This is a genomic window from Streptomyces sp. NPDC057877 (genome assembly GCF_042796855.1).
In the GTDB taxonomy this organism is placed as follows: domain Bacteria; phylum Actinomycetota; class Actinomycetes; order Streptomycetales; family Streptomycetaceae; genus Streptomyces.
This window is the reverse complement of record NZ_JBHVMS010000003.1, coordinates 285,074-297,143: the sequence shown is the minus strand read 5'-3', so window position 1 is coordinate 297,143 and position 12,070 is coordinate 285,074. Positions and strand designations below refer to the sequence as shown.

The following is a 12,070-nucleotide window of genomic DNA, read 5'->3' as shown; positions in this document are numbered from 1 at the left end:
CGGTGGACGGGCTCAGCGCACGTACTGCTTGATGCCGAGGTTGGCGATCTCGAAGGTGGCGCCGAAGGGATGGGAGTGCACGGCGCGGTACTTCCCGTCCTCGGGTCCGCTGTGGACCACGGTTTCGCGGGTGTCGCGGTCGCGGTCGATGAGCACGTAGACGGGGATGCCGGCCTCGGCGTAGGCGACGGGCTTCTCGCTGGCCGGGTCGGCCGTTGGGTGTTCACGGGCCTGGTTTCACGCCTCGAATGGGGCAACTTGGGGCGCGAGGAGGGCACCGAGCCTTGGAAATGGTCTAGACAAACAACAAACTCCGGGCCGCTGACCTGGGGGTTTCACTCTGGAGCGGGTGACGAGATTCGAACTCGCGCTCTCAGCTTGGGAAGCTGAGGTGGTCTAGGGCTCGTTACGCCGCCTGACCTGCACCGAAAGGGTGATGACGCCTCGTGGGCGGGTCCGTTGATTGCCCGGTGTTCCCCGTGATTCCCCGCACGATCTGGCACGCGTCTGGCACGACCGGCGATCAGCGCTAAGTCCTTCCGCTGCGCAGACGCTTGAACCCATCGACGAGCAACCGCCACAGCGTCCACAACAAGCCCCGTCGTCGAGCACTGGGGATCGGCTGGCGGAGCCGAGGTGCGCGCGCTCGACCGCCTCCACCATGTTGATGACAGTAACCGTTCCATCCGGCCACGTTCCTGCACGCTTGCCCTCGCCGTGTCACACCAGCGCAACGCCTCATGAACCGAGTCTCGCAGGAGGGGGCGGAGTTGAGGGGCGGTCTACCGCAACTGGCGGAAGCGCGCGAACTGTTCTCTTGCCCGGGTCTTGGCGAGCTGAGTCTTGCTGGTCAGGGGTAGTGGGCTCGTGCACCTGGTGGTCGTCGTTGGTCGTCATTGGCCACTGTCGAGCAGCCTCGGACGGCCCAGGGACGGCCCAGCTTTGCCTGGCGCGGGGCTCCGTTCTGCTGACGGCCGACACCTTTCGTCGCGGCCCGGCTCAGCCTCAGCCGTCGAAAGCCCGCCACGACGGCGCGTCAGCCGACTGACCAGGCGCGCGTGTGCCTCGCTGCACCCCCACCGGCCTCAGCCACGCCATCCGCTTGTGTCAGTGATCCAGGCGCGGCGGGATGGGCCCTTTCTAATTGGCTTGACTGTCGAGGATTACTTCTGATGCCAGGAGACGGATTAGTGCGATGTCTGGACCAAGCGCATCCGCTTCTTCGCTCTGCGGTAGCAAGGCTGGAACATCCTCAAACTTCGGATCGTCCTTCGCATGCACAATCCTGTTCCTGATCTTATAAATTCGATCAGCCACTTGATTGGCTAGTGGACTTTGCGTGTTCTTTGAATTAATAACACTAACCCCCTTAATGGGGCCTGTCTTGGTGAAGTGCTCCCCCCAGCTCTGCGCAAAGAACGACTCGACTTTCTCTGTTCGTACACACTCTTCAAGCAAAGTCCGGAGCTGGCTGGATTCGGTAGCGTTCAATGAACGCTCACCGATCTTGAGGATCCTGAGAAGATCTTCCCGGTCACTTCGACTGAATCTCGGATCCGACAGTTCCTTACTTAGCTGCCTAAGCGCAGTACGCTTCACGGCTGCCGGAAAATAGAACTCCAACACCTGATAGTACGAAAGAAAGGAGAGCGGGGGATTTTCGATCACGCTTCCTGCGAAGCCGAAGAGTGTAGACATCTCCGCGTTCACCTTGGTCTCAGGGTATCGCGCGAAGTTATCGAAATCTTCACTGTACGCCACTGCGGCAGGCCGATTAGAGGAAGGCCACCTGCGCGTCCTTAGCCTCACACCATTGCGGACGTCTAGCTCGTAGAACAGTGAGCTAACGAGTTCGCGCGCGTGAGTCTCCATGTCCCTTTGTGGCATGGCCTCGGCGAAGTGGATTTTCAGGCTCATCGGCGTGTTAAAGGTCTGGTGGGCCCGCATGCGCGGGGTTGTGGCCCAAAGGAGCGCGGCGGGAGAAAGTGTCGATATTTCAAGGCATGGACGTTGAGCGCTTTCTTGGAGATGGAGCTTTGGCCCCTTCTCCCGCGACCTGAGGATGCGCGAGCACAGAAGCTCCGACTCGCCGTTCGAATGCCTGCAGTCGGGAACCCCTTCGGGGCTGAGTCGGTTGATTACGTTCGCCAACTGTCCAACATACAAACCGTTACTCTGAACTGCAATTTCAAGATATCCACTGCTTGGGATCGCGATACCCATAAGTTCAGAGTGGGCGTTCACGCCAGCTTCTAGCTGACTTCGAAGATTGCGCACATCCTCGCGAGGCAGGAATACTGCGCGACCCCCTCGCGCATCTGTAACCCTCGGATTCGGCGAGAATTTCAGATAGTCGCCATCTATATCCATGAACCGGATGCCGGTTTCCGATAGCGTCTTAGCTGCATTCTTTTCTGCGTCAGTTAGAGAGTTAGGCGGAAGCCCTTCGCCCTCTTCGGGCGGTCCTTCAACAACTTCATAGCCCTCTTCTTCCTCTTCTTCCACCGTTACTCCCGAAGTACGCCACCGCCAATGTTGCAGCGCGTAGTTTCTCATGTCCTCCGGCGCAGTGCGCGCCATCCAGCGAATGTCACGCTCAGTAGAAGCCTGGGCCTATGCTTGGGTAACGCCTGGTGCGTATCTCTCGGACTTTTAGGCGGCTCGTTGCTGCTGGCGCGGCACGGGCACCGGCCGGGCTGGAGCGGGGCGGAGACAGGAGCGCATGCCCGGCCGGGGGCCGGGCCGCGCGCGGGGAGCGGAGCGAGCCGCCCTTGAACCCGTGAAGAAGGTTGTTACTCAGGAGTGGTTGTGATGCGCCACAAGGGTGCGTCGTACTGTGCTGGGCGGCTGTTGGTCAGTAGCTCGCGTAGGTCTTGGCGCTGGGTGCCGTTGAGGTTCAGGGCCTCGGTGAGGTGGCGGAAGGTCGTGTGGGTGATTCCGCGGCTGCGGGCTTCGGCCTCGAAATCGTCCAGCCTGACCATGACTGTCTCCGGGTTCAGGGGCACCGGTGGCTGTTCGGTGAGCCATGCTGCCTTGTTGCGTTCGTAGTCGATCTCGGAGTAGCCGCAGATCTCGCGGCTGTGTGCTTCCGCCTCGGTGAGGGTGGCTGTGTCCAGGATCGCGCGAGCTAGCTGGTTGCGGCTCAGGGCCTCGTCCATGTCGGCCTCGTGGACTGCCGGGCCTTCGGCTGTCAGCGGTACGGGTAGTCCTGCGTCGCGTACTTCGCAGGTGCCTCGTACTCCTCGTGCCGTCGCTGCGAGCATCGCGGTGGCCTCGGATGGGTGCCACTCCAGGACTGAGGTGATGGGGTCCACGTCTTTCGCCGTGAAGGTGTGGGTCGCCGGGCCGACTGCGTCGAGTACGTCTTCGGGCGGCAACTCGCCGTCCAGGCCAGGGCCTGCCACTAGGAGGCGGACCGGGGCGTTCACCTGGCAGCACGCGGCCAGTGTGAGGGCGTCGGCGAGTGGGCTCTTGAGGGTTGGTTCGTCGCCTCGGGCCAGGATGTCGCCGCCTACGTCCAGGAGGTCGATGGACGTGGGCGCCAAGTGCTCCACCAACTGCTCCAGTTGGCGTGTGATGCCCTGGGCGCCATGGTGCGGGTCGATCAGTACGAAGGTGTGCGGCAACTCTGCGGCTAGGTGGGGGAGCGTGGAGCCCGCTGGTGCGGTCGGGCGGGCCTCGGCTGGGACTGTCCATACCGCCGGGGTGAGCCGTTTGAGGCCGGTGAAGTCCTGTGGTCCTCGAGGGCCCGGGATCGGGTCGATCAGGAGGCGGTCCCAGGCGTACGTGAGGATCACCGCCTGGTCCTCGTCGCCGTAGAGGGCGGCGTGGAGCATTGCGGCGGCGACCGCGTCGCCCCCTCCTCCTGCTGCGACGATCAACCGCGTCATGCGGTCAGCCTACGGGGTCGGGCATTGGCCATTCACCCTATAGTGGCTAGAGGCCATAGCCACTTGGACAAGGAGGGCGGATGCCCCAGATTGAGGAGGCTCAGCCGAAGTATCTCCAGATCGCGCACTACATCCGCGATCAGATCCTTCGGGGCGACCTGCGGCCGGGCGACGAGGTGCCGTCGGAACGGCAGCTCGCCGCGACCTGGAAGGTATCCCGACCCACGGCTGCACGGTCGCTTGAGGCGCTGAGTCACCAGGGCCTGGTCGAGAAGCGTCAGGGGTCGGGCACATACGTGCGGAGTCTGGAAGTCAACAGGCGGGCGCGCGAGTTGTACGGGCGTGCTCGGCAGACAGGCAAGATCTACACGCCTGGTGAGTACGCGGTCATCACCTCGGCGGGGTGGCTTGAGGCTCCGGACTATGTCGCTGAGGCGTTGGGGCTGGCCAAGGACCGGCAAGCGGTGCATCGGCGACGGGTGACCAACAACCAGGACGGGCCCATCACGCTCTCCACCTCTTGGTTCGCCCCGGACGTCGGGCAGCGGGCCCCGAAGCTCACCGACCCTGAGCGCATCCAAGAGGGCACGCTGATGTACGTGGAGAAGATGACCGGGCGGCAGGGGAGTTACGCCGAGGATCGGATGTGCGCCCGGCAGGCCACCGAGGAGGAGGCGGCCGACCTTCGGCTTGAACCCGGCTCGGCAGTCCTGGTCGTCCATCACGTCGTCTACGACCTTCAGGACCGGCCGTTGGAGTTCGCCGAAGCGACTTACCCGCCCCACCGGTGGGCCTTCGAGCAGGGGTACCCGTTCGCCTGATGGGTTGTCAGTTGTGGCTTACCGCTTGCATCCCGCAAGTGGCCAATGCCACTATCCAGTAAGTGGCTAAGGCCACTTACTGGAAGGGGGCACGGCGTGATGAGTCAGCGGCCGGATGCGGGCGCGCAGTCCACTTGCCGGGGGTGCCGGGGGCGCGGTTGGAAGCGCGTCGGCTCCCGTACGGCTCTGGCGCTGTCCACGGCCAACGATCGTGCCCGTGCCGCATCGAAGCGGCGCTGCCTGGACTGCGACGGCAGCGGCAAGGAGTGAGCACGGATGGGCAACATCCCCGCGGGCCGCAACGGGCCCAGTGACTCGGCACCACTCGGAGCGATGACCTTGCACCCTCTGCCGGAATCGGTGCCGCTGGCTCGGCGGTAATTCCGGAAGTTCATCGCGCCGTACAACCCGGCCTGCTCGGTCGACGACTGTGCCTTGATGATCTCGGAGTTGGTCACCAATGCCATCGTCTATGGCCGGGCGGATGAGACATGGGTTGTACGTGTGGAGTGGTTCCGCAGGGGTGCTTCGCTGCGGGTAGACGTGCACAATCCCGGCTTCCCGGCGAGCGTGCGGATGCGACGCCCGGATGCCAATGACGCCCACGGGCGCGGGCTGCTCCTGGTGGACGCCCTCGCCGAGTCCTGGTACGCGGGCCCCAGTCGCTTCGGCGGCACCTTGGTCTCCTTCGAGATGGCCGATGCCTGGCCGTCTTGAGGGCAATACGCTCCGCTTCTACAGCGGCGGGGGAGTGGCCGCTAGTCTGGTTGACCAGTTGACTTGGCCAATCTCGACGGGCGGCGTTCATGGCGTATGAAGTGGAGGCACCGAAGTACGTGCGCCTCGCGCAGACGATCCAGCGTCGCATCGAGGACGGTACGTACTCGCCGGGCACTCGGGTCCCCAGTGAGAACCAACTGGTGCAAGCCTTCGGCATGTCCCGCCCGACTGTCGTGCGGGCGCTCGATCTGCTGAAGCGGGATGGCTGGCTGGAATCGAGGCAGGGCTACGGGACCATCGTCCGGGGTCGTCCTGAAGTCGTCGAGCAGAAGGATCGTCGGGGCCGTGAGGCGCTGGAGCGTGACGAGTCACGGGCTTCGGGGCGTCTGATTGAGGTCGGGCGTGTGCCGGTTCCGGCACGTGTCGCTTCGCTGCTGGGATTGCCCAAGAAGGCTTATGTCCTCATGCGGCGTTTTCTCGTCGAGGTCGACAGCGAACCTGCTGAGCTGGTCTCGTCGTACTTCCCCGCCGATCTGACTGAGGGCACCGACCTTGGCGCCTCTGAAGTCCTGAGCGGCAGTGTGCGTGAGCATCTGGAGGCGCGCAGGAAGGTGCGCTTCGACCACGTGACGGAACGGGTCTCCGCTCGTCTGCCCAGTAGCGATGAAGCCGTTCTCCTGGAGCTGCCGGATGCTGTGCCGGTGCTGAGTGTGCTGGTCGTTGCGCTCGACGCGTCCGGGCAGGCCCTGCAAGTCGCTGACGTGGTCCTTCCTGGGGACCGGCAAGAACTTGAAGACGCCTATCGCTTGAACTGACCTTCGGTCGGGGCCAGTTCGCCAACAAGTTCACTTGGCAAGTCAACCTGGCATCTCTAGCTTCGAACTTGCTAAGTCAACCTGTCTGGTGGTGACGGGTTGATCACCTGTCCAAGAAGGAGAGTTACCTGTGCGTGTGATCCGCATCGACGCCTCAGCCGCGACGATCCTGCTCACCGAGGCCCCGGCGCCCAAGGTGCGCGACCGGCAGACCGGTGAGATCGCCAAGGACGCCGTGAGCGGTGAGGCCCTGATGACGGTCGGCGTCGTCTACATCGACGAGGGTGAGTCGTCGCTGATCCAGGTCACCATCCCCGAGAGCGGTGTCACGGACGGGCTGACCGTCGGTGCTCCGGTCTCGCTGCCGGGCCTTGTGGCTCGGCCCTGGGAGAGCGTGGGCAACGGCCAGCAGCGGCACGGCATCGCCTACCGCGCTACGGCTGTGATGCCCGGCGCCTTCCCGATGGCTCAGGTGGGCTGACTGTCATGACCGACCTGGTGACATGGGCCGAGCTGGGCGGGTCGCTCGCTGCGATAAGCGGTGCGGCCTACGCCCGGCACGCCCACCCGGCGGCGTACTGGTCGACAGTAGGACTGCCCGTTTCCGTGGTCCGGCTGCTGGCCTCGTACTCCTCGACCATGGAAGCCTGTGGCCTCACGGTCGAGCCGTCGCGCTGGCGGGCGCTGGCGGTCAAGGCGGCCACACGGCGAGAGGTTCGGCCCGTACCTCCTCGCCGGGGCCTGATTCGGCCCACCACCGGACTGCGGTTACGGCTGCGGCTCGCCCCCGGCCAGGAACCTGCGGACGTCGCGGCCTCGGCCGAACGGCTGCGGCACGCCTGGGGCGTCCACGCCGTGTACGTGCGGGACGTCAAGCCCGGAGTCGTGGAACTGCGGCTCGTCGGCTTCGACGTGCTCCGCAAGGTACGGATGCCTCGCCGGGTCCCTGGTGGCCCGCTCCGGGTGCCGGTGGCGCTGCGGGAGGACGCGACCGCGTTCGTCCGCGACTACCACGCCGTACCTCACGAACTCGTCCTCGGCGCCACGCTGTCCGGCAAGTCCATGTACCTGCGCAACCTGCTCACCGGGCTCGCCGCCCAACCGGTGGTCCTGGTCGGCATCGACTGCAAGCGCGGTGTCGAGCTGGCACCGTTCGCTCCTCGACTGTCGGCGCTGGCGACCGATGCCGATCAGGCGGCCGAGCTGCTGCCCGTGCTTGTGAAGGAAATGGAGGACCGGTACGACCTGATCAAGGCTCGGCAGGGCCTCGCGCCCGGCGCCCCGGACGAGCAGATCACTTCCGATATCTGGGGGCTGCCGGAGTCCGAACGCCCGTATCCCATCGTGCTGTTCATCGACGAGGTGGCGGAACTGTTCCTCGTCGCCACCCGGAAGGAGGAAGAACGACGGGACGAGATGGTGACCCAGCTCATCCGTCTCGCTCAGCTCGGCCGGGCCGCCGGGATCTACCTGGAGGTCTGCGGACAGCGGTTCGGCGCCGAGCTGGGCAAGGGCGCGACCATGCTCCGTGCTCAGCTCACGGGCCGGGTGTGCCACCGGGTCAACGACGAAGCCTCCGCGAAGATGGCGCTCGGGGACATCGCCCCTGAGGCGGTCTTCGCCGCCTGTGCCATCGCCGCCGAGCTGCCCGGTCTCGCCGTCGTCGGGGACACCTCTGGCGGCTGGTCCCGCATCCGTATCCCGCATCTCTCCCTCGCCGATGCTGCGGCCACCTGCCGTGAGACGGCCCACCTCGCGCCCGACGTACCGGCGCTCACGCCCTTCCGGCCGTACGTCCCGCCAGTGCCCGTGAAGGGCTCCGCAACGGTAGCCACTCCGCGCCCGGTCACTGAGTAGCCGTACCCGCTCCCCCGGTCGGCGCGGCCGTCCCGCGCCAGGTCCTTACCCCCTCCATGCCCGAATCCGGAAGGAGTGGCGCCGTGCGTGCCCTGCCCGTCCGCGTTGACGCCGTGCTCGTCCAAGCGCTGATCGCCGCCGCGCTGTCCTTCGCTCACCTGCACGACCTGGCTTCCGCTGCCGGACAGCACGGATGGAAGGCGTGGGCCTATCCGGTCTCCGTCGACCTGCTGATGGTGGCTGCATGGCGGCGACTCCGCTCCGGCGGAGCGAAAGCGGCCGGGTGGTGCTGGTTCATCGTCGCCCTGACCGCCTCGCTCGGCGCGAACGTCGCCACCGCCGGACTGCTCGACCTGAACGACGTACCGGCCTGGCTGCGGATCGTCGTCGCCGGGTGGCCCGCCATCGCCTTCCTCGGCGGGACTCTCCTCGCTCATGGCGGGGTTCGGGAGCAACCGGCCGCGTCTGCGCCATCGACCGCAACTGAAGAACCGTCGCCCCACGACTCGGCTCCGCCCGCGGCGGCTCCCGTTCCGCCCGCCCTCGTGGCCCTCGCGCGCAAGGTCGCGGACGACCACCGCGCCCGGACCGGCACCCCCATCGATACCGCGACCCTTCGCAACCGCCTCGGCGTCCCGCTGCCGCTCGCCGAAGCCATCGCAGCTCGACTCACCTGACCCGGAGGACTCTCCACCGTGCGACCGTCCACGCTCCGCGCGCTGAAACGCGCAGCCGAGCTGACCCGACAGAACCGCCTCACCGAAGCCGTGCTCATCGCCGCTTCCGGTTCTACGACTTACGGCACACCGGGCACACGCTGTCCACGCGCTCCGGTGCCACGCTCAAGGACACCATGGGCCGGGCCGGGCAGTCCTCGGAGAAGGCGGCGTTGATCTACCAGCACTCCGACGACGAGCGGCAGGAGGAAGGCGCCGCCGGGCTGGACGCGACCGTGCGGAAGGCTCGGGCTGTGGCAAGGAAGAAGGGGCCCGGCCGGCCTTCTGGCACGGATCTGGCACGCGACCGCTGATCAGCACGGACAGTAAAAAGGCCCGGGTCGATGACCTGGGCCTTAGCCATGGAGCGGGTGACGAGAATCGAACTCGCGCTCTCAGCTTGGGAAGCTGATGTTCTACCATTAAACTACACCCGCGTAAGACGCCAACCGAGTCGGTGTCTGAATGCTCGCCCACTCTACCCCATGCCAGGCCCCCGGTGCTCAAGCCGCGGGGCCTGATGCGGTTTCAGGGGTGGGACCGGGCTGCGGGGGGCGGGAGTTGGGGCGTACGGTGGGGGTGTTCCGGAGGGGGGTGGGGCGATCGGAGTGCCGCCTGGAGGAGGGTTCCTTTCGTCCCGTAATGTGGGGGTTCGTCGTCAGGGCAGTACCCGCCAGACGCGGCTCTTGGGGAAGGGACTCTTGGACTTGATGGAGCGCACCGTCGTCCGATGTGCCGATGGGCACGTGTTCAGCACCGCTTCGTTCCCGATGCAGCAGGCCGAGCGACTCGGGCCCGGTCGGCTCATGCGCTGTCCGCGCTGTGCGCGGCTCCGCAGTGTCGTGCCGGTCAGTTTTGTGAAGCGGTAGCGAGCGGTATGAGATCGTAGCAGGTCGTAGGAAGTCGTTGTCGTGGCGCGGGTCCCCCCTTGGTGTGGGGGGCCCGCGCTTCTTGCGTATCCTCGGGGCGTGCTTCTCTCTGACAAGGACATCCGGGCCGAGATCGATGCCGGGCGGGTACGGATCGATCCCTATGACGAAACCATGGTGCAGCCGTCGAGCATCGACGTGCGGCTGGACCGGTATTTCCGGGTGTTCGAGAATCACCGGTACCCGCATATCGATCCCTCCGTGGAGCAGGCGGATCTGACGCGGCTCGTGGAGCCCGAGGGGGATGAGCCGTTCATTCTGCACCCCGGGGAGTTCGTGCTCGCCTCCACCTATGAAGTGATCAGCCTGCCTGATGATCTGGCTTCGCGGCTGGAGGGGAAGAGTTCCCTTGGACGGCTCGGGCTCGTTACCCACTCCACCGCCGGGTTCATCGATCCTGGCTTTTCCGGGCATGTGACGCTTGAGCTGTCGAATCTCGCGACCCTGCCCATCAAGCTCTGGCCCGGGATGAAGATCGGGCAGCTGTGCATGTTCCGGCTCAGTTCGCCCGCCGAGTCGCCGTACGGCAGTGAGCGGTACGGGTCGCGGTACCAGGGGCAGCGCGGGCCCACCGCCTCCCGGTCCTTCATCAACTTTCATCGGACTCAGGTGTGAGTGACGTGCGCGAGAATCTTGGGTACGAGCAGTTCGGTGTGGCCGTGCGTGAGCTGGCTCAGGCCGTTGCCGATGACGGGTATGAGCCTGACGTCGTGCTGAGCATTGCCCGGGGTGGGGTCTTCGTCGCCGGAGGGCTTGCTTATGCCCTTGACTGCAAGAACATTCATCTGGTGAATGTCGAATTTTATACCGGGGTCGGGACCACCCTTGAGATGCCCGTCATGCTCGCTCCCGTTCCCAACGTCGTCGATTTTTCTGAGAAGAGAGTTCTCATTGCCGATGACGTTGCCGATACCGGGAAGACTCTGAAGCTTGTGCGGGACTTCTGTCTTGACGCCGTCGCCGAGGTGCGCAGCGCCGTCATCTATGAGAAGTCCCACTCCCTCGTCCAGTGCGAGTACGTGTGGAAGCGGACCGATGAGTGGATCAACTTTCCGTGGTCCGTTGAGCCGCCCGTCGTCAAGCGGAGTGGGCAGGTCCTCGATGCGTGACACAGATGTCTGACAGAGGTGTCTGACAGAGGTGTTTGACAGAGGTGTCTGACACAGATGTCTGACACAGATGTCTGGCCTGGAGGTCTGGCACAGATGCTTGCACGAAGGCCCCCCGGTACCGACCGGGGGGCCTTCCTCCTGTTCTGGCCTCAAGCCTCAAGCCTCAAGAAGCATCGAGGCCTCAAGAAGCCTCCAGTGCCTCTAGAACGTGCCCAGCTTCACGATCGACAGCAACGCGATCAGCTGGATCGCCGACGCCCCCAGCGCCTTCGGCCACGGCAGCTCGTGGGAGCGGCTGACCATCAGGGTCAGCAGGGCGCCGCCCGCGACCCATGTGGCCCAGCCCAGGATCTGGACGAAGGGGGCGTCGCCGCCGAGGAACATGGCGACGACCAGGCGGGGGGCGTCGGAGATGGACATGATCAGCATGGAGAGGCCGACCGTCGGCTGCCAGGCGCCGTTGCCGCCGAGCTGGCGGGCCAGGCTGTGGGTGACCACGCCCAGGATGAAGGCGCTCAGCACCATCGCCACGGCCGTGGTCAGGACGATCGGCACGGCGTTGGAGAGGGTGGCGTTGATGGCGTCCTCGCGGGCGCCGTCGAAGCCGAAGACCGCCAGCAGGCCGTAGAGGAAGGTCACGATGAGGGCCGGGACCCACATCGTGTAGTCGCGCATCTGGAGGAAGGTCTGGTTCGGCGACAGCACGACGCCGCGCAGCAGGTCCTTCCAGTGCAGGCGCGGGCCGATCGGGCCGGGCGGCGGGGGCGTGGTGCCCGCGCGGTAGGTCTCACCCTGGGAGTAGGGGTCCTCGTTGATCGAGAACGCCTGGGTGTGGCCCGGGTTGTTGGCCGCGTACGGGTCCGGGCCCACCGGGCCGTGGGAGCCGCCGCCGTGCGGGTAGCCGCCGTCGCCGAAGTACTCCGGCTCGCCGTGTCCGCCGCCCGCGCCGCCGCCGTAGCCCGGGTGCTGCGGGTACGGCGGCTGTGGGGCCGCGGGCGGGTAGCCGTACGACGGTCCCTGGGGCGCCTGCTGTCCGTACGGGGGGTGTTGCGGTCGCGCTTGCGGGGCGCGGTTGTCCCGGCCGCCGCGTCCGATCCTGAATCCAGCCACGTCTTCGAACGTACCTGGTCCCGGCGAGTGGTGTGCCGGGCCCGGCCATCCGGGCGGGGCTTTGCGGCCGAGCTGTGACATCCCTTACGGGGGTTCACCC

Annotated in this window: 12 protein-coding genes, 1 tRNA gene and 1 pseudogene; 9 read left to right on the top strand and 5 right to left on the bottom strand. The window is 65.8% G+C overall.

Annotated elements, in window-relative coordinates; genetic code table 11:
- Nucleotides 1-12: 12 nt before the first annotated feature.
- The 3 genes from ACFVQG_RS09145 to ACFVQG_RS09135 all read right to left on the bottom strand — a co-directional run bounded on the left by ACFVQG_RS09145 (nt 13) and on the right by ACFVQG_RS09135 (nt 3,890).
- Nucleotides 13-156, bottom strand: coding sequence for a hypothetical protein (locus ACFVQG_RS09145; RefSeq protein ID WP_383378562.1), 144 nt, complete (start codon nt 154-156; stop codon nt 13-15).
- Nucleotides 157-1,140: 984 nt separating this feature from the next.
- Nucleotides 1,141-2,580: a hypothetical protein gene (locus tag ACFVQG_RS09140; RefSeq protein ID WP_383378560.1), complete on the bottom strand. Its 1,440-nt coding sequence runs from the start codon at nt 2,578-2,580 to the stop codon at nt 1,141-1,143.
- A gap of 212 nt (nt 2,581-2,792) precedes the next feature.
- Nucleotides 2,793-3,890 (bottom strand): DUF1152 domain-containing protein, encoded by a 1,098-nt coding sequence (locus tag ACFVQG_RS09135; RefSeq protein ID WP_383378558.1) that lies wholly within the window; start codon nt 3,888-3,890, stop codon nt 2,793-2,795.
- 80 nt (nt 3,891-3,970) lie between these two features.
- Here ACFVQG_RS09135 and ACFVQG_RS09130 point away from each other — a divergent pair, with 80 nt between their 5' ends.
- The 7 genes and pseudogenes from ACFVQG_RS09130 to ACFVQG_RS09100 form a co-directional block, all read left to right on the top strand.
- A complete protein-coding gene (locus ACFVQG_RS09130) occupies nt 3,971-4,711 on the top strand; it encodes a GntR family transcriptional regulator (protein ID WP_383378556.1) in 741 nt (246 codons plus the stop codon).
- Between the two features lie 393 nt (nt 4,712-5,104).
- Entirely contained in the window at nt 5,105-5,428 is a 324-nt protein-coding gene (locus ACFVQG_RS09125) for an ATP-binding protein (protein WP_383379732.1), read from the top strand.
- Between the two features lie 89 nt (nt 5,429-5,517).
- On the top strand, nt 5,518-6,246 hold the full coding sequence (locus tag ACFVQG_RS09120; RefSeq protein WP_383378554.1) for a GntR family transcriptional regulator: 729 nt from the start codon (nt 5,518-5,520) through the stop codon (nt 6,244-6,246).
- 130 nt (nt 6,247-6,376) lie between these two features.
- On the top strand, nt 6,377-6,727 hold the full coding sequence (locus tag ACFVQG_RS09115; protein WP_383378552.1) for a hypothetical protein: 351 nt from the start codon (nt 6,377-6,379) through the stop codon (nt 6,725-6,727).
- A 5-nt stretch (nt 6,728-6,732) separates the two neighbouring features.
- Nucleotides 6,733-8,103: an FtsK/SpoIIIE domain-containing protein gene (locus ACFVQG_RS09110; RefSeq protein WP_383378550.1), complete on the top strand. Its 1,371-nt coding sequence runs from the start codon at nt 6,733-6,735 to the stop codon at nt 8,101-8,103.
- A gap of 83 nt (nt 8,104-8,186) precedes the next feature.
- Nucleotides 8,187-8,780 carry a DUF2637 domain-containing protein gene (locus tag ACFVQG_RS09105; protein ID WP_383378548.1) on the top strand — a complete coding sequence of 198 codons (594 nt, stop codon included), beginning with the start codon at nt 8,187-8,189 and terminating at the stop codon, nt 8,778-8,780.
- A gap of 104 nt (nt 8,781-8,884) precedes the next feature.
- A pseudogene (locus ACFVQG_RS09100) lies at nt 8,885-9,133 on the top strand (site-specific integrase); the annotation flags it as partial.
- Nucleotides 9,134-9,182: 49 nt separating this feature from the next.
- On the opposite strand, the gene ACFVQG_RS09095 reads toward ACFVQG_RS09100, so the two are convergent.
- Nucleotides 9,183-9,256: transfer RNA gene (locus ACFVQG_RS09095), tRNA-Gly, on the bottom strand.
- A 531-nt stretch (nt 9,257-9,787) separates the two neighbouring features.
- Here ACFVQG_RS09095 and dcd point away from each other — a divergent pair.
- Nucleotides 9,788-10,363 (top strand): dCTP deaminase, encoded by a 576-nt coding sequence (gene dcd, locus ACFVQG_RS09090; RefSeq protein WP_383378546.1) that lies wholly within the window; start codon nt 9,788-9,790, stop codon nt 10,361-10,363.
- A complete protein-coding gene (locus ACFVQG_RS09085) occupies nt 10,360-10,857 on the top strand; it encodes a phosphoribosyltransferase (RefSeq protein ID WP_383378543.1) in 498 nt (165 codons plus the stop codon). Before dcd ends, ACFVQG_RS09085 begins: the two co-directional genes overlap by 4 nt.
- A 204-nt stretch (nt 10,858-11,061) precedes the next feature.
- On the opposite strand, the gene ACFVQG_RS09080 is transcribed toward ACFVQG_RS09085, so the two are convergent.
- Nucleotides 11,062-12,051 carry a Yip1 family protein gene (locus ACFVQG_RS09080; RefSeq protein ID WP_383378541.1) on the bottom strand — a complete coding sequence of 330 codons (990 nt, stop codon included), beginning with the start codon at nt 12,049-12,051 and terminating at the stop codon, nt 11,062-11,064.
- Nucleotides 12,052-12,070 lie beyond the last annotated feature (19 nt).

Bases quoted from the DNA above. Each gene is read 5' to 3' on its own strand.
- ACFVQG_RS09140 (WP_383378560.1), bottom strand. From the start codon at position 2,580: ATGGCGCGCACTGCGCCGGAGGACATGAGAAACTACGCGCTGCAACAT.
- ACFVQG_RS09135 (WP_383378558.1), bottom strand. From the start codon at position 3,890: ATGACGCGGTTGATCGTCGCAGCAGGAGGAGGGGGCGACGCGGTCGCC.
- ACFVQG_RS09130 (WP_383378556.1), top strand. From the start codon at position 3,971: ATGCCCCAGATTGAGGAGGCTCAGCCGAAGTATCTCCAGATCGCGCAC.
- ACFVQG_RS09120 (WP_383378554.1), top strand. From the start codon at position 5,518: ATGGCGTATGAAGTGGAGGCACCGAAGTACGTGCGCCTCGCGCAGACG.
- ACFVQG_RS09110 (WP_383378550.1), top strand. From the start codon at position 6,733: ATGACCGACCTGGTGACATGGGCCGAGCTGGGCGGGTCGCTCGCTGCG.
- ACFVQG_RS09080 (WP_383378541.1), bottom strand. From the start codon at position 12,051: ATGTCACAGCTCGGCCGCAAAGCCCCGCCCGGATGGCCGGGCCCGGCA.